Below are 21,298 nucleotides of genomic sequence, written 5' to 3'. Positions count from 1 at the left end.
TATTTTTATTTATCTGCTGATTTCTGACATCTTAAATAAACTGATTTTATTTAAGATGAGTTTTCCCTGATACTTAAAAAAGTATCTCTCTATAATTAAACGTTTAGTAATAAATATTGAGTATTAAATAGGTTATTTATTTGGCTTTAAATGCACCTCTAATTTGCATCACGACAATGAGTAGAAATACACTTGCTAATACCATCGAAATAGGTCTGTTAACGAAATTAATTAAGTCACCATCAGATTTCATTAACGATGAGAGTAAATTCTTTTCTAACATTGGCCCTAAGATCATGCCCAAAATAATCGGTGATATTGGAAATTTTCGTTCTTGAAGGAAATAACCGATAACACCCATTACCAACATGACAACAATAGAAGACATTGTATTTGTGATTGCGTAAGAGCCGACAAGACTAAATAAGATAATTGCTGGATAAATAATCGCATTATCAATAGCAACAATCTTTTTCAATAAATTGACAACAATAAAAGCAATTGGTAATAAAATAAGGTTAGCGATAAAGAAGATAATAAAAACGGCATACAACTTATCAGGGTTGAATAAAAACAGTGTTGGCCCCGGTTGCATATCTTTCATATACAATACACCGATAATAATTGCAGCCGCAGAATCGCCCGGAATACCAAAGACTAAAGATGGTATCCAACTCCCTGCTAAGCTTGCATTATTACTCGCAGAAGCATCAACAATACCTTCCTCAGAGCCATGGCCATATTTCTCTGGTTTTTTGGAAAGCTTTTTTGAAACTGCATAAGAGATCCATGCTGCAATATCGGCACCAGCACCGGGTAAAGCACCAATTAATGTTCCTATTATTCCGCTACGGAAAATACCGCCTTTACGCTGGCGAACAACGCCACCAATCCCTTTAAAAATATTGTAAGAGTTATTTTCAGCATTCACTTCACTTAGTGTGATTTGCTTTTCTTTCCAGCGTTCAACGTAATATTTAATTGCACCTGAAATGGCAAATAATCCTATCATTGCTGGAATAAAGCTTACTCCTTGCATTAAAGAGACTTCACCAAAAGTAAAGCGTGCTTGCCCGGTAAATTCATCGTAACCAATAGTCGCTAATGCAATACCAAAAAACAGTGCTAATAAGCTTTTTCGAATATGTGAGCCTGAAACAATAGTTGCACAACTAAGCCCTATTAAAGAGAGCCACATATATTCATAAGAGCTAAATTTTAAAGCAAACTCAGCTAAAATTGGGGCTGTGGACGCTAATATAATCGTACCGATAACGCCACCAATGACAGAGCTTGTTAACGACATACCTAATACACGGTTTGTTTTACCTTCTTTAACTAAGGAGTGTGCATCATTGGTATAAGCCGCCGATGCAGGTGTACCCGGAATATTTAATAAGGCACCAGGAATATCACCCGCGAATATAGAAGAGGCTCCGACAGAAATCATTAAGGCTAATGCAGGAATGGGATCAAGAAAAAAAGTAAATGGTACCATTAATGCGATTGCCATTGTTGATGTCAATCCGGGAATTGCACCAACAAATAAGCCAAATAAACAAGCACCAATAACGACAAGTATTGTTGTGTAATCAATATAAGCAAGTGCGCTAATTAATATATCCATACTGTTGTTCTCTATTTATGAAAATAGCTGAGGTAGCGGTACTAACAGTACAGCGGTAAATAAGTAATACACACCTAACACCACACTGGCTGAAATAATAAAACTATATATAGGTTTTGTTGTTGCATATTTCATCATTAACGGTGCTGTAATAATTAGACCCGTTAAAATAAAACCTAGATAATCTGATGCAAAAACATAAAAAAGAATAATGCCAATAATTAATAAGACAAATTTTATTTCATGCCATGAAACTAATGGAATATCACTTTCTTGATCACGTGAAAATATATCAATTAATGAAAATATAATCATGCCACCGCCAATAATAGAGGGCATAAATGCGGCACCATATTCACTAAAATCACCTAATGAATACGCACTATAAACAATAAGAAATAAACCAAAGCAACAGAATATTAGTGATAGAATATGACGATTTAGCATAGGCATAAAAACGGCTGTTATTCAGCCGTTTCCTCAGTTATTTCTTTATAATTTCGCCAAACTTTTTATCTTCATTGGCCATAAATTGAGTGGCATCATCGCCATATAATTCAATAACTTCAAAACCTTGTTTATTTGCAAACTCGGCTAGTTCACCAGAGGCATACACTTTTTTCATTGCAGCAGTGAGTTTATCTTGTACTTCTTTATCTAGCCCTTTTGGTGCAACTAGCATATTCCACGCTTGCAGATCCCAGTTATAAGGAGTGGCTTCTTTGAATAACGGTACATCAGGATAAAAAGCAGACTTCTGATTTGACATAATTGCCATATGTTTCACTAATCCTGCTTTTACCATACTGTCCGCTTCACCTAATGAAGACGTCACAATATCAACACCACCGGAAGCAAGCTCTTGTAATGCAGCACTTGCACCTTGAGATGGAATAAAGCGAATGGCGTTATCAGGCAATCCTGCGGCACGTAACATACCAATCGTATTGAGATGCCAGATTGAATTTAAGCCACTACCCGATGCTTTTAATTTGCCTGGGTTTGCTTTCGCATAATCAATAATTTCCTGTGCATTTTTAAATGGCGAAGATTTTCCAACTTGTAATCCACCATAAATAACAGCAAGACGTGTGATCGGTGTGTAATCTTGATAAGTTAAATTCGTCATTCCCTGATGATGCATCATGGTAATTTCAACCGTTGCAATCCCCAGCGTGTAGCCATCAGGTTTTGCATTTTTAATCGCATCGTGACCTACAACACCACTACCGCCGGTTTTATTTACCACGTTAACGGTCACACCCAATTCTTCTTGTAGCCCTTTAGCTGCTAAGCGTGCAACGGTATCAGTATTGCCTCCAGCAGCCCAAGGAACAACAATAGTAATCGGCTTTTCAGGGTATTGAGCAAAAGCCGGAAGTGTAAAAATGGAACTGCATAGGGTAAATGCCAGAAGTGTTTTTTTCATTATATGCACCTTTTCTCATTGCAGATTATTTGTGGTCGAATATCTTCGAGCCTTGATTTAAGGCGAGCCTGAACTTGAGAAAGCACAGGCATTGCTGTTACGCCTTTTTGTTCTATAAATGCAGAGAGGAAAGCACTGGCAAATAATACACTCTCATGCATTGTGCCTCCTGCCGCTATTTTTGAAGCAAATGCGCCGTTAAAAGCATCCGTGGCTGCCATCGTATCCACTCGCAACGATGGCATAGGGGGTATATGAAATGTGGATCGTCCATCAAAATAGACCACGCCAAGCTCATCCATATAGATAATGACTTTCTTGTTTTCATCACCTGAGATAACGCCAATAGCCTGTTTAGCATCATTAATGTCGTTTATTTCAATGTCAGCCCAATGTGATGCTTGGTTTGCATTTAAGGTAATAAAATCAAGATTTGAATAAAGTTGCTTTAGATTATCGTTATAAGGCGCAACATTAAGTACGACTGTTTTATTAACAGATTTTGCAAACAGTGCGGCTTTAATATTGGCTTCTATATTAATTTCACCTTGGAGCAATAACACATCCGCTTCACTTACATAAGGTAAAGAAATATCAATCTCTTGATCTGAGAATGTATTGTTCGCCCCTAAATAAGTTGCTGTAATATTGTTTTGTGTTTTATCTGCCAAATAACTAATTGAACTACCCGTTGGTTCTATTTCTGTTTGAAAAATAGTAAAAGAATCAATTCCGCTTTCTTGTAAATATTTATAAGCGTATTTACTAAAATGATCTTCACCCACTTTCGTTATTAAGTGTACTTTCGCATCAGAAAAACTGGCAGCCATTGCCTGATTTGTTCCTTTGCCTCCGGGACCTATCGAGTTACTTTTAGAGTTAATTAACTCACCAACTTTTGGAAAAGAATCGACATTGGCAATAATATCTACCACAAACGATCCCAGTACACAGACTTTGCCTTCAGGCTTTCTATCTTTACGTTCTCTCACGATTAATAAATCGTGCAATAAACATGAAATATCAAAACTATCACTAAATTTACTTATTTTTTTAATTTCTTGTTTCCCTAGTATGGCGCCACCATGACAACGTTTGATCAACCCTTCTCCTTCAAGGTATTTCAAATCACTGCGAATAGTTTCCAATGTGACACTGAATTTCTCCGCAAGCTGAGCCACTTTAACTTTCTTTTGTTCCCTGATGATGGTGTAAATTTCCTGTCGCCGCTCTTCTGAAAACATATAAAGTGCCTCCGTATCATTGATAACGAGAATAAGGAGATCAGGTCAGTGATTCTGCGATGGTATTCAAAACAAAAAACCAAAAGCAAAAGCAAAACCAAATCGAAGCAATTTAGATCACATTTTTTTAACACAACATCAATTGGTATACGTTAAAAGTGAGAGGTGAAACGAGTCGAATAAAGAATGGTGATTAAGAAAAGAGAGGTAGAATCAGCCGTTCAAAGACGGCTGATAAAATAACAACTTATATTATTACAGAAATGATAATTTTAAAATGTGAATATCATGTTAAATAAAATCACCTTGATATTTAGTTTAACAAGGCATTAAGCAGATAAAAACCCACTAATGTGAGTAACACCACCACTAAGGTATTACGTATTTTAAGTGCTAATCCTACACATAATAAGGTTCCCCAAAGATAAGGATTATCTAAGATACCTTTAAATTCGCCCTTCTCTAACAGCACGATTGGCGCACAAATTGCGGTTAATAAACAAGGCGCAGAATATCCTAATGCTTGTCTGATCACTGACGGTAATTTGACGGGGATCGCCGGTTCAAGAAAGAAATAACGCAACATGAAAATGACCAGTGCCAAAATTAATAATAACGACCATGTCATTTTTGTTCTCCTCTTGCTCTAGCTACACAAACGGCAATAAACATGCCTGTTAATCCACCAATAACTACGCCACCTTCTATATTCAACCAACTGAAAATAATCGAGAGACAAAAAGAGACAATAACGCCAACTAATGTACTAAATGTTTTTATTAACGGAATAACAATCGCCAATAAAGTAGCAACAATAGAAAAATCAAGGTGATAACGAGATAAGTCAGAAACTTGGCTTGCCATAATAATGCCGACAATACTGACAGCTACCCACGCTAAATAAAAACATAATCCCGCCCCTATCATATAAGCAGGTGTTAGTTTTACTTTAGGTTGTGCTGAAACTGCAAAAAGCTCATCCGTTAATAAAAAGCCTATCGTAATACGTTGGTACCATTTTAAATGGGCAACATGTGGACGTAAGGTCAACCCGTATAAAAGATGTTGTGCTGTAATAAAAAAAACAGAAACAATAATAGTCAGCATTCCCGCACCAGAAACCACTAATCCTAGTGTGACTAGTTGTGCTGCTCCTGCAAATATAATTGCAGACATTCCGACACTTTGTGCAAAGGTTAACCCTGCATCAACCGCCATTGATCCCGCTAATATTCCCCAAGGAATAACTGCAAGGCATAAAGGCAAAACATGCAAAGCACCAAGGCCGAAAGCACGCATTACTTGCCCATCTTCATTATTATTTTTGATTTTTTCCATTTACCTGTCTTCACTTCTAATACATTAATTCTATGGAGAATGATTATCAGTCAGTAAAGATAAATGGGATTGTATAAAATTGCTATTTTGTTTTTTTTATTACGCTGTACTTTTTTACTGTCATTTATTTTTACGATAATAAAGGGGATTTTAAAGAGGATGACAATCGAAGCCCTTTTAAATAATTACCCGGCGTGACACCAATGGCATTTTTAAAATGGCGATGGAAATGGCTTTGATCCGAAAAGCCACAAAGTTGTGTGACATCAGAAAGCGTATGACCTAAAGAAAGTAACTGTCTTGCTTTGCGAATTCGCGCTTGAATAAGCCAAGCGTGAGGCGTCATACCAATCTCTTTTTTAAATTGACGTAGAAAATGCCAAGGGCTTAAATTTACCATCTCCGCTAAGGTATTAAGTGAAAATTCATTTTCGGGTGCGTCATTCATTAATTCACTTACCCATTGCAACCGTTGCCCTATTGCACTCAACGGCTTTTCTTGAATTCGTGTTTTGCTATAACGCAATATCAACATTGCCATTGTTGAAAGTAACAGCGACTCTTTAAGTAGAAAATTATTAGGTTGTTCTAATAATGAAAAAAGCAATAAAAGCTGCTGGCTTAAACCCGGATCGTGAATAACGGCATCTGGAAACCATGGGATTGTGCCACGCTCTTGTTGTAAGTCTTGAGTTAATGTTTGCAGATATTCTGGTGTGGGATAAATAGCTTGATACGCCCAGCCAGATTCAACCGCAGATGAGCCTGTGTGGATTTCATCTGCATTGACAATAATGATATCGCCTTTAGGTGCGATATGTTCGCTTCCTGTTCGATAAAACTGTTGTGCGCCATCGTCAATAACTCCGATACAAAAGCCTTCATGAGTATGGCGCGAGAAAGTTTGATGTAGATATTCAGCTTGCAGATAAGCAAGGCTATTAAGCTCAGGAAGGTGAATAAGTTTAGCCTGCTCTTGTCGCATTGAATATTGACTCCATCAACAGTAAAAATCATCAGCTTGTATCATAAACACTATACTGATGATTGCATAAAATTGCTCAATCTTACTCATGCCGTTGATGAATTTTTGCTGGAACAAAAATTTGATGAACTTCTAAATTTGTCTGGTTAATTAATCCCATAACCAGTCGGAAACAGTGTGACGCTAATTCAGGATTATTTTGTGCAACAGTATCTATTGGTATTGATAATGAATCATACAAATAGTGATCATCAAAACCTGCTAAATAGACTTCATTTTGCATAATTTTATTTTGACTTAGATAGCGCAACACGCCATCTAATAAGCCACAAGCAGAAGTAAAAACAAACTTAGGCGATCGCCCTAGCGATGCACACAAAGAGCCAAACATTTCATAACCTGAACTTGGGTGATAATGCCCATGAATGATCCACTCTGATTTCAGATTAATATTTGCTTGTGAAAGCCCTTGCGTAAAACCTAAAAGACGATCTTTAGTCGGTGAAAGCGTTGATTGTCCACCTAAAAAGTAAAACTCATCAATGCCTTTTGTCGAAGCAATTTCTGCAATAAGTTGTTGTGTTGCCGTAATTGAATCGGTGACAACAAAAGGCAGTGTTGTTCCTTCAAAATAACGGTCAAATAACACAACAGGTATTTGTTTACTTAAACGTTGATATTCAATATCACTTTGTAAACAAGAAGCCACAATCAAACCATCGATTTGTCGTGATAATAGATGTTCTATTGCCAGCGTTTCTTGAGCCGCATTTTCATCAGTACAAGAAATAAGTAATTGAATACCCGCTTCTCTACATAATATTTCTAGCTCATAAGCCACGGAAGCAAAACCATAGTTAGTAATATCAGGAATAACTAATCCCAACGCATAACTACGATTATCACGTAAAGAGCGAGCGTGAATATTAGGTTGATACTGATATTGTTCCGCAATGGTCGTAATACGCGCAATGGTATCATCAGAAACACGCATCTCTTTACCTCGGCCATTTAACACTAAACTTGCCGTTGTTTTTGAAACACCCGCTAATTTTGCAATATCGGTGATCGTGATACGTTTTTGTTTTTTCACTGTTATTCTACTTAATGTCACGTCCGCTGAACTTAAACTGTTTTATCGTTTATATAGTCGTATTTAACTAAATAATGCATTCTTTAGTTGCCAAGTTGTGAGGTTTATTGTGTCTTTCCCCAAGAAACAGATAGTCTGTTTTTCTGAAGGAAAAAAACGGCTACTCATCACGCCAGCTCCACCATTAAAGAAAATTTCCACACTAGAATTATCACATAATATTTGAAGATGTTTTATATCACCAGACCAGAAACGTGATTGCCACTCTCCGTTTTTGACACTACGGCGTTTTAACACGGCTTGGTTGTTTTTAATAGTTAAAACAAGAGTATCAGAAAAATGAATAGCGAGAGAGCCGAATAGTTCTACTTCAAGTTCAAACGAAAATCCATTAATGTCTGGCGCATTATCAGCCAAACCTTGCCAATATGCTGGCTTTTGTCTGAGTTGCTGTAACTCTTTTACGGGTTGTTGATAAAGCTTATTTTCTTTTATATATAATTCACGCGGGCATGTCATTTGATGTATCCAACCATTAGCAATAGTCGGTTGATACATTTCTTCTCCATCAGGAACCCCCATCCAACCAAATAATAGACGTCTACCATTAGCTAGTGTTGTTTGAGGTGCATAAAATTCAAAACCAGCATCTAGCTCAATTAAATCACCATATTGGAATTGCAGGGTTGAATAATCAAAATCTCCTATTAAATAGGCGCTAGGGTGAGAATTTAAAAATCGATGTTGCTCTTTTTTTATTCCCTGAGGACAAGCTAATAAAATAAAGTGTCCATCAAGCTCAAAGAGATCTGGGCATTCCCACATATAACCCACGTCATTTAAACCACCTAAATGACTTCCGGCTAACTCGCCGACTAATTGCCATTGATATAAGTGAGATGCACGATAAAGTAAAACTTTACCTTGTTTATCTAACGTTTGTGCGCCTAATACCATGTACCATACATTGTTATATCGCCAAATTTTAGGATCACGAACATGGCCACTATAACCTTCTGGTAGCCCTAAGACTGGCCCTAACTTATCAAAACCTCCTTGTTTATTTTCTACGGCTAAACATTGCCAAGCTGTGCGTGAGCCATCTTCAAATTTTACATTACCGGTATAACAAAGAGTTAATTGCCCTTGATGGATCACCGCACTACCAGAATAACAGCCATCTTTGTCATAAAATTCATCAGGCAATAACGCAATGGGTTGATGTTGCCAAGTAATAAGATCCTTTGAACGCCAGTGCCCCCAACATTTATTTTTATGCTCACAAGACAAAGGGTTCCACTGATAAAACAGATGATAGTATTCACCATCAAAGCAAAATCCATTGGGATCATTTAATAATCCCGTTACTGGTGCTAAATGCCAATGAGGATAGTATTTATCTTTTACAGCTTTAGTACTATTACGCATAACCGCTTGTAAAATCGCAGATAACCCTTCGCTTTTTATCATTTATGCAGACTCCACTTTATATTTCAGTAAAAGAGAAAGAACAAAGGCTGTTAAGAATGCAATCACTAAACCAATAACATAATTCATAATTGAACCTGCTTGTACAATCGCGATACCCGGAATAGCAGTAAGACCAACCGCGGTCATATAAACATGAGAACCTACAACCCAAGCGCCTCCAGCAGCACCGCCAATTAACGCAGCAATAAAAGGTTTTCCATAACGTAAATTAATCCCAAAAATTGCCGCTTCAGTGATACCTAACATAGCGGAAAAACCTGATGGGATTGTGATTGCTTTAATTTTTGCATCATTGGTTTTAAACCAAACGGCAATACAAGCACCACCTTGAGCAATATTCGCCATTGCCCAAATAGGTAATAAGAAATTAACCCCAATATTAGGATTGCCTAGTAAACCAGCTTCAACCGCATGAAAACTATGATGGATACCTGTGATAACAATCACAGAGTAGAGTCCACCAAAAATCAGCCCCGCAATCCAGCCGGCTTGTGTAATCAAGGTACTTAAAATTAATGAAATACCATCGCCTAAAAGACGACCGACTGGACCAATGACTAATAACGCGACAAACCCCGAAATAATAACGGTTAAAAATGGAGTGATAATTAAGTCTAGGGCGTTAGGAACAACTTTACGTAATTGTTTTTCCAATACACTCATAAACCAAACGGCAAGTAATACTGGGAAAACAGTGCCTTGATAACCAATCATGGCGACTTCTAATCCAAAGAAATTCATGGTGTTAAAACCCGCAGCAACACCCCACGCATTAGTTAATGCGGGATGCGTTAAAATTCCGCCGAGTGTCGCACCAAGATAAGGGTTTCCGCCAAACTCTTTTGCGGCTGTGAAACCAATTAAAATAGGTAAAATAATAAATGCCGCAGAGCTACACATATCAAGCATGATATAGAGTGCATTATCAGGACTTACCCATTGGTTAGTTTTCATTAATCCCAATAATCCCATTAATAAACCTGACGCTACAATGGCGGGAATAATGGGTACAAATATATTAGAAAGCAGTCTTGCTATTCGTTGAAATGGATTGAGTTTTTTAGCCGCAATATTGGCAGCTTCGGATTTACTTGATTCACCAATACCCGCAGCCGCAATAAATGCAGCATGTACTTTATTAACGAGACCTGTGCCAAAGATAACCTGAATTTGTCCTGCATTACTAAAACACCCTTTCACACCCTCTAATTTATTTATTGCTTCTTTATCTGCTTTTGAGTCATCAACAAGAACAAGCCTTAAGCGCGTAGCGCAATGTGCTGCACTTGCGATGTTTTCAGCACCACCTAATAAAGGCACAAGCTGGTGAGCAACTTTTTCAATATTCATCATAGCCTCTGTCATTCTTTTTTATTTATGTAGCGAGTATTAGTTTAATCACAAAAAAAACTAAATCGGTTTAGCTAACAGCTAGATTAAATAAAAATCAATTCAAGATAGCAATAAAAACTCAGATAAAGGGTATTTAATTGTGATCTAAACTACAAAAAAGCGTGTTTATTAATCAAATTAAGACTTCTAAAAGTAATTAACAATATCGGCAAGCTAAACAAATTTTAATTTTTGTTTAGCTAAATAGGTTAATTGGTTGTTAGATAATTATAGCTTCTAAAAATGATAGCTAAGGATTAATAAAAATGACTATTGGGCTAAGAAAATCATATAGATAGAAACAAGAAAATACACTCAACAAATGTTACTGATAACATCAAAACACTTAATTAATCGTTATATATTTATTTATATAAAGCTATTAATCAAATGATTAAATATAACTAATACAAAAGCTTAAGATGACCTTAAAAACTGGTAACACTTGTAATAAATCACTTTTCTTTGATGTAAAGCAACTACAACTTTTAGAAAATACGTAGTATCCACATTAACAGTTGGGTTTTATTGCCTACGTTAAAGTGCTTATTTCTTAACAACAATAACAATAATTATTTCTTTATAAGCTTGTTAGCTTCTATTTTTTCTTAAAATGTAAATAATCAAGTGAGTAATGTATGAAAAACATCAAAGAGATGGCGTTACTTTCCACTCCTTTATCTCGCCGTCGTTTTGTCAAAACGGGTGCAGCGGGTGGTTTAGCAATAACCGCAGGTGGATTATCACTCCCCTTTAATCAAGCCGTTGCCTCAGAAACAAAACCAGCAACCAACAGCGAAAAAGTCGTGTGGAGCGCCTGTACTGTAAACTGCGGTAGCCGTTGTCCATTACGTATGCATGTGGTTGATGGTGAAATTAAGTACGTCGAAACTGACAACACTGGCAATGATGTCTACGAAGAATTACACCAAGTTCGTGCCTGTTTACGTGGCCGTTCTATGCGTCGTCGCGTTTATAATCCAGACCGTTTACGTTACCCGATGAAACGTGTAGGTAAACGCGGTGAAGGTAAGTTTGAACGTATTTCATGGGATGAAGCGTTTGATACTATTTCAAATACCATGAAACGTTTAATTAAAGATTATGGTAATGAATCTATTTATCTAAACTACGGCACGGGTACTTTAGGTGGCACCATGACGAAGTCTTGGCCACCAGGTGCAACATTAATTGCACGTTTAATGAATTGTTGCGGTGGTTATCTTAATCACTATGGTGACTATAGTACGGCGCAAATCGCGGCTGGCTTAAACTATACCTATGGTGGTTGGGCAGATGGTAATAGCCCTTCAGATATTGAAAACACCAAACTTGTCGTGATGTTCGGTAATAATCCGGGTGAAACACGTATGAGTGGTGGCGGTGTTACCTATTACGTTGAGCAAGCACGTGAAAAATCTGATGCTCGAATGATTATCATCGATCCACGCTATACCGATACAGGTGCAGGCCGTGAAGATGAATGGATACCTATTCGTCCGGGAACAGATGCTGCATTAGTCAATGCTCTAGCTTATGTCATGATCAAAGAAGACTTAGTTGATAAGCCTTTCTTAGATAAATATTGTGTTGGTTACGATGAAACCACTATGCCAGAAGGTGCGCCAAAAAATGGTCACTATAAGGCCTATATTTTAGGTGACGGTGCAGATGGTCAGCCAAAAACCCCAGAATGGGCAGCGCAGATCACCGGTATTCCTGCTTCACGAATTGTTAAATTAGCACGTGAAATCGCAACAGCGAAACCAGCTTATATTACACAAGGCTGGGGACCTCAACGCCGTTCTAACGGTGAGCTTGCTTCTCGCGCTATTGCGATGCTCTCTATTTTAACGGGTAATGTGGGAATTAACGGCGGTAATACTGGTGCTCGTGAAGGCTCTTACAGTATTCCTTTTGTTCGTATGCCGACTTTAACTAACCCTGTCACCACCAGCATTTCCATGTTTATGTGGACGGATGCTATTTTACGTGGCCCTGAAATGACTGCGACCCGTGATGGTGTTCGTGGTAAAGATAAACTTGATGTGCCTATCAAAATGGTATGGAACTACGCGGGTAACTGCTTAGTTAACCAACATTCTGAAATCAATCGTACTCATGATATTTTGCAAGACGATAAAAAATGCGAAATGATTGTGGTGATCGATAACCACATGACAGCATCTGCTAAATATGCCGACATTCTACTTCCTGATTGCACCGCATCAGAACAGATGGATTTCTGTATGGATGCTTCAGCGGGTAATATGGCTTATGTTATTTTCGCTGATCAGGCAATCAAACCTCGCTTTGAAAGCCGTAATATCTATGAAATGACAAGCGAAATTGCAAAACGTATGGGGGTGGGTGAAAAATTCACTGAAAATCGTACTCAAGAAGAGTGGTTACGTCATCTTTACGAGCAATCTCGTCAAAACTTACCTGAACTGCCGACTTTTGAAGAATTCCGTGCTCAAGGTATCTTCAAAAAACGCGATCCTGAAGGTCATCACGTTGCCTATCGCAAATTCCGTGAAGATCCTGAAAATAACCCATTAACCACACCATCAGGCAAAATTGAGATTTATTCTTCTCAACTTGCCAACATTAAAGCGACATGGGAACTGGCGTCTGACGATGTGATTGATCCACTGCCTGTCTATTCCGCTGGCTTTGAAAGTTATGGCGATCCGGCAATGGAAAAATATCCATTACAAATGACCGGATTCCACTATAAATCACGCACTCACTCAACTTATGGCAACGTTGATGTCTTAAAAGCAGCTTGCCCTCAAGAAATGTGGATCAACCCTGTTGATGCCTCTAAACGCGGTATCAAACACGGTGATTTAGTGCGTATTTATAACGATCGTGGTGAAGTTCGAATCAATGCAAAAGTCACACCTCGTATTTTACCGGGCGTTGTCGGTTTAAGTGAGGGGGCTTGGTATAACCCAGATAGTAACCGTATCGACCACGCAGGTAGCATTAACGTGTTAACGACACAACGCCCTTCACCTCTCGCTAAGGGTAATCCTTCTCACAGTAATCTTGTTGAAGTCGTCAAGGCGTAAGGAGTCTGGTTATGTCAACGCAATATGGTTTTTATATTGATTCAAGTCGTTGCACTGGCTGCAAAACCTGTGAACTGGCGTGCAAGGATTTTAAAAATTTATCTCCAGAAGTTAATTTCCGCCGTATCTATGAATATGCAGGTGGTGATTGGACAGAGCAAGATGGTGTTTATACACAAAACGTTTTTGCTTATTACTTATCTATTTCGTGTAACCACTGTGACGATCCCGCTTGTGCCAAAGTTTGCCCAAGTGGTGCGATGCATAAACGTGAAGATGGCTTTGTTGTCGTTAATGAAGATATTTGTATCGGTTGTCGCTATTGTCATATGGCTTGCCCTTACGGCGCACCACAATTTGATGAAGTCAAAGGTCATATGACTAAATGTGATGGTTGCTATGAACGTGTGGCGGAAGGCAAAAAACCAATTTGTGTCGAATCTTGCCCACTACGTGCATTAGATATGGCACCGATTGAAGAGTTACGCGCTAAATATGGTGATTTAGCTGAAATCGCCCCGCTTCCTTCAGCAAAATACACCAAGCCAAATATTGTCCTTAAATTAAATGCCAATAGCCGTCCTGTGGGTGATACCACTGGTCATCTGGCAAACCCAGAGGAGGTGTAAGATGGTGGGATTGCATGAATGGCCACTAATGTTTTTTACCGTTATCGGTCAAAGTGTTGCTGGCGCTTTTATTATTATGGGATGCGCTATTCTTTCGGGTAAGCTTTCAGCAGAAATGAACCGAAAAGTGCATTACAGCATGTTTGGTCTTTGGGCATTAATGGGTATTGGTTTCTTGCTCTCCATGATGCATATGGGAACACCATTACGTGCATTTAACTCATTGCTTCGTCTTGGTCACTCATCATTAAGTAATGAAATTGCCAGCGGTTCAATTTTCTTTGCACTGGGTGGTATTTATTGGTTACTGGCTGTACTTAATAAAATGCCGGCTGCATTAGGTAAATTATGGGTCGTGCTGGTTATGGTATTAGCCGCATTATTTATTACGGCTATCTCTCGTGTATACCAAATTGATACCGTTCCAACGTGGTATAACAGCTACTCCACATTTAATTTTGTGCTGACAGCCTTTATCGGTGGCCCTATTTTAGCGGCACTTTTAATGCGGATTGCAGGCTTTAATCTAAACTGCGTCAGTGCATTGCCATTATTAAGTGTTATCGCAATTGTTGTGAGTGCCATTGTGGCAACATCACAAGGTTTTGAATTAGGTTCTATTCAAACCTCTGTACAAAAAGCGGTAGATTTAGTCCCTAACTATGGTGCTTTAATGGGAATTAAATTAGTGGCTTTAGTCTTAGGCTTAAGTTGCTGGATTGCTCCACTGTTACGTAAAAATAACCCATCTGTTGCTTTGTTAGCATTGGGCTTTATTTTAGTGTTTGCCGGTGAGTTTATAGGACGCGGTGTGTTCTATGGTTTACATATGACTGTCGGTATGGCGGTGGTTGGTTAATTAATTCCTCACCCCTTTAAACCGCTGTAATAGTTAAAAAGCACACTCTTTTTATCTGTTATGGCGGTTTTCCTTTTATATTACGGTATCGCTCTTTTTTAATCTTCGTCATTATGTTTAGATAGAAAATCGCATATAGTAAAGACAATAAATCTAAGCGGATTATAAAAATATTATGGAACAACAACTTATTACTGATATTTCTCTCACTGCCCGTATTTTAGGCGCTGCGTTTTATTACGCACCTACAGAGAAAAGTGACATTGTCGAGCTGCTGTCTAGTCAAAAGTGGGTTGAAGAATGGCCTTATGGCAGTGATGAAGAAAAGCAACGCATTGCTAACCTTCTTTCACAAACCACATTAGCGGAAGAAACTTTAGCGCAGGCATATCAACGTTTATTTGTCGGTCCTTACGCACTACCTGCGCCACCTTGGGGCTCTGTTTACCTTGATCATGAAAATGTATTATTCGGTAACTCAACATTAGATTTGCGCGAATGGATGCTAGAAAACGGCATTGATATTGCGTTAACTCAAAATGAGCCAGAAGATCACTTTGGTTTAATGGTGATGATGGTGGCATGGATTGCAGAAACTCGCCCTGAAAAATTAAATGAGCTATTAGCTGAACATCTTCTGCCGTGGGCTTATCGTTATTTAGAGAAATTATCTCTGCAAGGCGCATTCCCTTATTACGAAGGTTTAGCCATGTTGGCAACATTAACGCTCAAAAGTTGGCAATCGCAGTTAAATGTCACCCCTGCTGAAAAACAACTATTTTGTTGATTAGTCATCAATAGTAAAAATAAAAAGTCCTAAAAGTATCTGATCTTATGCTGTTACTTCAATTCTCGCTTTTAGGACTTTTATTTATAGAAAAATTAGCATCTTTAAGATTGCTGTGACCAATACTGATAAAGCTCAGGTTGCATTTCATTCTCAGCTTTTATCTGTACAAATTGAAGGCCTTCTTGTTGCTCTGGTACCTTTCTTAATGCTTTAGCAATACGGGCTGTCGATAGTCCGTAAGGCTCTGCATCCTCATTAGAATAAGCATAAAAAATTTTAGAGATCCCCGCCATACGCATTGCGGCAAGACACATTGGGCAAGGTTGTCCACTGGCATAAACAATACAGTCATCTAATTTTGTTCGCCCTAATACTTTACCTGCTTCTCGTAATGCTAATAATTCTGCATGGGCAGTGGGATCATTTGTCGTTACTATTTGATTAACAGCACTTGCAATCACTTGATCATTATTCACAATGACCGCACCAAATGGCCTTCCCCCCACTTTCACATTATCCATTGCAAGCGATATAGCTTGTTGTATAAATTGATTATCTGACATTATTTTGCTCCCGCTTTTTCAAGTATATTAACGATGTTTGTATAGCCTTTATCTTTAGCTAAGGTTAATGGTGTTTGGCCAGAGCCATCAGCGAGGTTAACGTTAGCTCCGCCTTCAATAAGTAAAGTCACAATCTCTTCATATTTTTGGCTACCATCACCTAAAATAATAGCTTCGATTAAAGCCGTCCAACCTAAACGATTAATATGATCAACATCCACACCAGCATCAATCAATGTTTTTACTGTTTTTACATGACCTCGCTCTGAAGCAGGAATTAATGCTGTTCCACCATAACGATTAACACTTTTAAGCGAGGCACCATGCGATAACGTTAATTCTAAGATCTCCTGTAAACCTCTAGCGCCTGAATAAAGATATGGTGAATCATGAATAGCATCACGAGCATTAACATCTGCGCCATGCTCAATCAGATATTTTGCAACCTCAATTTGGTTGGTATGTGTGGCCGCCATTAGCGGTGTGCGTAACTTTAGATCACGTTGTTCAATATCTGCACCTTGTTCTATCTGACGTTTTAATTCAGATAAATTTCCCTCTTGTGCCAGTGTAACTAGGTATGCTTTATCAGAATTTGCCATCGCTTTAACTATGAAGATAGATGAAATTATTAATAAGCTTAAGAAGTATAAAAACCATTTGGCCTTTAGATAGAGAGTATTCATTCAATATCCCCTAGAGAGTGCTAATTTCTATTCACTTAATTAGCATATTATTTGAACCTAGCTTAGATCTAACAAAGGCATGACATTATTTCAACCAATCAAGGAGTCAATGGATCACCTATCAGCCATTTTTATACTTTTTTTACACTTCACCTATCTCTTTTATCAACATCTTTACAGTCCATTAAGTACGCTCACTCAATCTAAATAGTAAAAGGATTGTTCTGATGCTGATATTCGGTGCTGTGACATTAGTTGTTTTGCTCACTGCTTATCTTATCTATGTGTTATTTAACGCAGAGGCATTTTAAAAATGGCAACAACGATGTGGATATATCTTGCTGTTTTTCTGATCACCTTATTGGTGATGGGGAAAATGCTTGGACATTATTTAGCTCGCCTTATTGAAGGTGACTTACCTCATTGGGTAACTCAAACCGAACATGTTATTTGGCGTTGTTGTGGTTTTAAACCCGCAGGAAAAACAATCCAGCCGATGAGCTGGTATCACTATATGTTTGCCCTACTTATTTTTAATTTAATGGGCGCAATTCTATTATTTGTCATATTACTTAACCAAGGCTATTTACCTTTAAATCCTCAATTTGCCCCTAATATGAATTGGGATTTAGCGTTGAATACCACAATTAGCTTTATCACAAATACTAATTGGCAAGCTTACAGTGGTGAAACGGCTGTCAGTTATTTAAGCCAAATGACGGGGCTTGCAGTACAAAACTTTTTATCTGCAACAACCGGTATTGCTGTTGCCTTCGTTTTAATTAGAGCATTAACACAATCTTCTTGTACTTCATTAGGGAATGCTTGGATCGATATTGGACGTATTACGTTATATGTTTTATTGCCTTTAGCCGTTATTTGGTCGCTGTTATTTGTCAGCCAAGGCGTTATACAAAACTTTCATCCTGCGGTATTAAGCCAAGGTCTTGATGGACACCAACAATGGTTACCAATGGGTCCAGTCGCATCTCAAGAAGCAATTAAACTATTGGGTACAAATGGTGGTGGCTATTTTGCGGCAAACTCAGCCCATCCTTACGAAAACCCAACGTCATTAAGTAACTTCTTGCAGATACTTGCCATATTTCTTATTCCTACCGCCTTGTGTTTTGCTTTTGGTCGTTTAAGTGGGATACAACGCCAAGGCTATACCTTGCTTTGGGCTATGACGTTAATTTTTATTGTTGCTGTTGCTGTGATCACTTGGGCTGAATGGCAAGGAAATCCAGAGTTTATCTTTGCGGGTACAGATAGCTCGCTGAATATGGAAGGCAAAGAAACACGCTTTGGCATAATTGGTAGCGCGATTTTTGTTGCTGTCACAACAGCGGCATCTTGTGGTGCAGTCAATGCCATGCATGATTCATTAACGGCTTTAGGTGGCATGGTACCAATGTGGTTAATGCAAACCGGAGAAGTGGTCTTTGGCGGTGTGGGATCAGGATTTTATGGCATGATCCTCTATGTATTATTAGCTGTATTTATCGCTGGATTAATGGTTGGACGAGCACCTGAATACCTTGGTAAAAAGATTGGTGTTGCTGAAATGAAATGGGTAGCTGTTGCTATTTTAATCTCTCCTGCTGTTGTTTTATTAGGTACAACCCTCGCTTTATTTACTGATGTTGGTCGCGAAGCCATTTTAAATCCAGGCCCTCATGGCTTTAGTGAAGTGTTATATGCCTTTACTTCTGCTGCGAATAATAACGGCAGTGCCTTTGCTGGGCTTAACGCCAGCTCACCTTTTTACAACCTATTATTAGGTCTTGCCATGTTGATTGGTCGCTTTGGTGTCATGTTACCTGTTTTGGCTATCGCAGGTAGTTTAGCCGTAAAAAAACGTCAGCCAGAAAGCTTAGCAACACTCTCTACCACTTCACCGCTATTTATTTTGTTATTGATCCTCACTGTATTAATGATCGGCGCTCTGACCTTTGTTCCGGCATTAGCACTTGGCCCTATTGCAGAACACTTACAGCTGTTTTGGGCTAAATAAGGAAACGTATCATGAAAACAACGCAACTTTTTGATAGAAAAACCGTGATGTCGGCTTTCTTTGATGCAATAAAAAAATGCACACCTCAAGCACAATGGCGTAACCCCGTTATGTTTATTGTTTATGTTGGCGCGCTTTTAACTACCGGAATTTGGATTGCTTCGCTGTTAGGTTATCTCCCTAATGATAATCACTTTACATCACAAGTGATGATTTGGTTATGGGTGACATTGCTATTTGCCAACTTCGCTGAGTCATTAGCAGAAAGTCGGAGCAAAGCGCAAGCAGCGAGCTTACGTGGCGCAAAACAACAATCCAAAGCGATACGTTTACATCACGCAGACATTAATGCCTCGAAAGAAACCGTGGACTCTTTCTCACTGCATAAAGGTGATATCGTTTTAGTCAATGCTGGTGAAGTTATTCCTTGTGATGGTGAAGTGATTGAAGGTGGCGCTTCTGTTGATGAGAGCGCGATTACAGGGGAATCAGCACCAGTGATCCGTGAATCAGGTGGTGACTTTTCTTCTGTAACCGGCGGAACTCGAGTATTGTCAGATTGGCTGATCATTCGTTGCACTGCTGAAGCTGGAAATTCATTTCTCGATCGCATGATTGGAATGGTGGAAGGCGCTAAACGTAGAAAAACGCCAAATGAGGTGGCTTTAACTATCTTGCTAACCGCTCTCACACTGATTTTCTTATTGGCATGTATCACTCTTTACCCTTTCAGTGTTTTTGCTGTCGAATTTCAAGGGCATGGCGCTGTTATTTCAGTAGTAACCTTGATTGCTTTATTAGTGTGTCTTATTCCTACCACGATCGGTGGCTTACTTTCATCAATTGGTGTAGCAGGTATGAGCCGAATGCTTGATGCCAATGTAATTGCAACCAGTGGGCGCGCTGTGGAAGCCGCAGGTGATGTTGATGTCTTACTTCTTGATAAAACAGGCACCATTACACTGGGTAATCGCCAAGCATCTCGTTTTATTCCTCTTTCAGGTATTAGCGAAAAACAGCTTGCGGATGCAGCGCAGCTAAGTTCGCTTGCAGATGAAACGCCTGAAGGCAGAAGCATTGTGATCCTCGCTAAACAGCGTTTTAATTTGCGCGAACGCGATTTAGCGTCAATTGGCGCTTCTTTTATTCCCTTCTCTGCAATGACAAGAATGAGTGGCGTCAATTTAGGTGAACGCTTGATCCGTAAAGGTTCTGTTGATGCTATTCGTCGCCATATTGAAGTCAGTCACGGTCATTTTCCTGATGAAGTCACCACAATAGTCGAGCAAGTAGCAAGAACCGGTGGAACACCGCTGGTGGTGGTTGAAAATCAGAAAATCTTAGGTGTTGTTGAACTTAAAGATATTGTGAAAGGTGGAATTAAAGAGCGTTTTGCTCAACTTCGCCAAATGGGTATAAAAACGGTCATGATCACTGGCGATAATCATCTTACGGCGGCGGCTATCGCAGCAGAATCAGGGGTTGATGATTTTCTGGCTGAAGCAACACCTGAGGCAAAATTAGCATTAATTCGTCAGTATCAATCAGAAGGTCGATTAGTCGCAATGACCGGTGATGGCACTAATGATGCTCCCGCATTGGCACAAGCGGATGTCGCTGTTGCGATGAACTCAGGTACTCAAGCCGCCAAAGAAGCGGGAAATATGGTTGATTTAGATTCTAATCCAACAAAATTAATCGAAGTGGTGCATATTGGTAAACAAATGCTAATGACACGAGGAGCCTTAACCACATTTAGTATTTCTAACGATATTGCCAAATACTTTGCCATTATTCCTGCGGCTTTTGCAGTCACTTATCCTCAGCTCAATATGCTTAATGTCATGAATCTACATTCACCCGCATCTGCAATGCTATCTGCCGTTATTTTCAATGCCTTAATTATTGTCTTTTTGATCCCTCTTGCCCTTAAAGGTGTTCATTACCGCCCTGTTTCTGCGCACTCATTATTGCGTCGTAACCTCTCTTTATACGGGATCAGCGGGTTATTAGTCCCTTTTATTGGCATTAAAATCATCGATATGATCTTAGCGTTTATTGGGTTTTAAGGAGTTCTA

At 38.8% G+C, this 21,298-nt stretch carries 19 protein-coding genes; 7 read left to right on the top strand and 12 right to left on the bottom strand.

The window, feature by feature from the left end:
* Nucleotides 1–136 precede the first annotated feature (136 nt).
* The 10 genes from AB4J89_RS03800 to AB4J89_RS03755 all read right to left on the bottom strand — a co-directional run bounded on the left by AB4J89_RS03800 (nucleotide 137) and on the right by AB4J89_RS03755 (nucleotide 10,557).
* Entirely contained in the window at nucleotides 137–1,627 is a 1,491-nt protein-coding gene (locus AB4J89_RS03800; protein ID WP_088495545.1) for a tripartite tricarboxylate transporter permease, read from the bottom strand.
* 15 nt (nucleotides 1,628–1,642) lie between these two features.
* On the bottom strand, nucleotides 1,643–2,080 hold the full coding sequence (locus AB4J89_RS03795) for a tripartite tricarboxylate transporter TctB family protein (protein WP_165123626.1): 438 nt from the start codon (nucleotides 2,078–2,080) through the stop codon (nucleotides 1,643–1,645).
* A 31-nt stretch (nucleotides 2,081–2,111) separates the two neighbouring features.
* Nucleotides 2,112–3,056, bottom strand: a complete 945-nt coding sequence (locus AB4J89_RS03790; protein WP_368468139.1) for a tripartite tricarboxylate transporter substrate binding protein — start codon at nucleotides 3,054–3,056, stop codon at nucleotides 2,112–2,114.
* A complete protein-coding gene (locus AB4J89_RS03785; RefSeq protein ID WP_088495542.1) occupies nucleotides 3,056–4,300 on the bottom strand; it encodes a PfkB family carbohydrate kinase in 1,245 nt (414 codons plus the stop codon). Before AB4J89_RS03785 ends, AB4J89_RS03790 begins: the two co-directional genes overlap by 1 nt.
* A 313-nt stretch (nucleotides 4,301–4,613) precedes the next feature.
* Entirely contained in the window at nucleotides 4,614–4,928 is a 315-nt protein-coding gene (locus AB4J89_RS03780) for an AzlD domain-containing protein (RefSeq protein WP_075673103.1), read from the bottom strand.
* Complete coding sequence (locus AB4J89_RS03775; protein WP_228766764.1) at nucleotides 4,925–5,638, bottom strand: AzlC family ABC transporter permease; 714 nt, start codon at nucleotides 5,636–5,638, stop codon at nucleotides 4,925–4,927. Before AB4J89_RS03775 ends, AB4J89_RS03780 begins: the two co-directional genes overlap by 4 nt.
* A gap of 130 nt (nucleotides 5,639–5,768) precedes the next feature.
* On the bottom strand, nucleotides 5,769–6,623 hold the full coding sequence (locus AB4J89_RS03770; protein WP_088495541.1) for an AraC family transcriptional regulator: 855 nt from the start codon (nucleotides 6,621–6,623) through the stop codon (nucleotides 5,769–5,771).
* Nucleotides 6,624–6,705: 82 nt separating this feature from the next.
* Complete coding sequence (locus AB4J89_RS03765) at nucleotides 6,706–7,716, bottom strand: LacI family DNA-binding transcriptional regulator (protein WP_368468136.1); 1,011 nt, start codon at nucleotides 7,714–7,716, stop codon at nucleotides 6,706–6,708.
* Nucleotides 7,717–7,779: 63 nt separating this feature from the next.
* On the bottom strand, nucleotides 7,780–9,186 hold the full coding sequence (locus AB4J89_RS03760) for a sucrose-6-phosphate hydrolase (protein ID WP_368468134.1): 1,407 nt from the start codon (nucleotides 9,184–9,186) through the stop codon (nucleotides 7,780–7,782).
* Nucleotides 9,187–10,557 carry a sucrose-specific PTS transporter subunit IIBC gene (locus AB4J89_RS03755; RefSeq protein WP_088495538.1) on the bottom strand — a complete coding sequence of 457 codons (1,371 nt, stop codon included), beginning with the start codon at nucleotides 10,555–10,557 and terminating at the stop codon, nucleotides 9,187–9,189.
* A gap of 680 nt (nucleotides 10,558–11,237) precedes the next feature.
* Here AB4J89_RS03755 and dmsA point away from each other — a divergent pair.
* From dmsA to dmsD, 4 genes are all read left to right on the top strand, one after another.
* Nucleotides 11,238–13,676, top strand: coding sequence for a dimethylsulfoxide reductase subunit A (gene dmsA / locus AB4J89_RS03750; RefSeq protein ID WP_270753242.1), 2,439 nt, complete (start codon nucleotides 11,238–11,240; stop codon nucleotides 13,674–13,676).
* Nucleotides 13,677–13,687: 11 nt separating this feature from the next.
* Entirely contained in the window at nucleotides 13,688–14,305 is a 618-nt protein-coding gene (locus AB4J89_RS03745; RefSeq protein ID WP_023582154.1) for a DMSO/selenate family reductase complex B subunit, read from the top strand.
* 1 nt (nucleotide 14,306) lies between these two features.
* Nucleotides 14,307–15,164, top strand: coding sequence for a DmsC/YnfH family molybdoenzyme membrane anchor subunit (locus AB4J89_RS03740; protein WP_368468131.1), 858 nt, complete (start codon nucleotides 14,307–14,309; stop codon nucleotides 15,162–15,164).
* Between the two features lie 175 nt (nucleotides 15,165–15,339).
* Nucleotides 15,340–15,951 (top strand): Tat proofreading chaperone DmsD, encoded by a 612-nt coding sequence (gene dmsD, locus AB4J89_RS03735; RefSeq protein ID WP_088495535.1) that lies wholly within the window; start codon nucleotides 15,340–15,342, stop codon nucleotides 15,949–15,951.
* Nucleotides 15,952–16,055: 104 nt separating this feature from the next.
* Here the strand turns inward: dmsD and AB4J89_RS03730 are convergent, their stop codons facing one another.
* A complete protein-coding gene (locus AB4J89_RS03730) occupies nucleotides 16,056–16,517 on the bottom strand; it encodes a nucleoside deaminase (protein ID WP_088495534.1) in 462 nt (153 codons plus the stop codon).
* Nucleotides 16,517–17,203, bottom strand: a complete 687-nt coding sequence (locus AB4J89_RS03725) for an ankyrin repeat domain-containing protein (protein ID WP_088495533.1) — start codon at nucleotides 17,201–17,203, stop codon at nucleotides 16,517–16,519. Before AB4J89_RS03725 ends, AB4J89_RS03730 begins: the two co-directional genes overlap by 1 nt.
* 227 nt (nucleotides 17,204–17,430) lie before the next feature.
* Here AB4J89_RS03725 and AB4J89_RS03720 point away from each other — a divergent pair, with 227 nt between their 5' ends.
* The 3 genes from AB4J89_RS03720 to kdpB are packed head-to-tail and all read left to right on the top strand — an operon-like array spanning nucleotide 17,431 to nucleotide 21,289.
* The gene (locus tag AB4J89_RS03720; RefSeq protein ID WP_100158289.1) at nucleotides 17,431–17,514 is read left to right on the top strand and encodes a potassium-transporting ATPase subunit F; all 84 of its coding nucleotides are present in this window, start codon (nucleotides 17,431–17,433) and stop codon (nucleotides 17,512–17,514) included.
* A gap of 2 nt (nucleotides 17,515–17,516) precedes the next feature.
* Nucleotides 17,517–19,220, top strand: coding sequence for a potassium-transporting ATPase subunit KdpA (gene kdpA / locus AB4J89_RS03715; protein WP_088495532.1), 1,704 nt, complete (start codon nucleotides 17,517–17,519; stop codon nucleotides 19,218–19,220).
* An 11-nt stretch (nucleotides 19,221–19,231) separates the two neighbouring features.
* Nucleotides 19,232–21,289: a potassium-transporting ATPase subunit KdpB gene (gene kdpB, locus AB4J89_RS03710; protein WP_088495531.1), complete on the top strand. Its 2,058-nt coding sequence runs from the start codon at nucleotides 19,232–19,234 to the stop codon at nucleotides 21,287–21,289.
* Nucleotides 21,290–21,298: the final 9 nt, after the last annotated feature.

The sequence above is a fragment of the Proteus sp. STS61-E genome (assembly GCF_040932335.1).
Taxonomy (GTDB): domain Bacteria; phylum Pseudomonadota; class Gammaproteobacteria; order Enterobacterales; family Enterobacteriaceae; genus Proteus; species Proteus mirabilis_B.
This window is presented reverse-complemented; position numbering and strand designations above follow the sequence as displayed.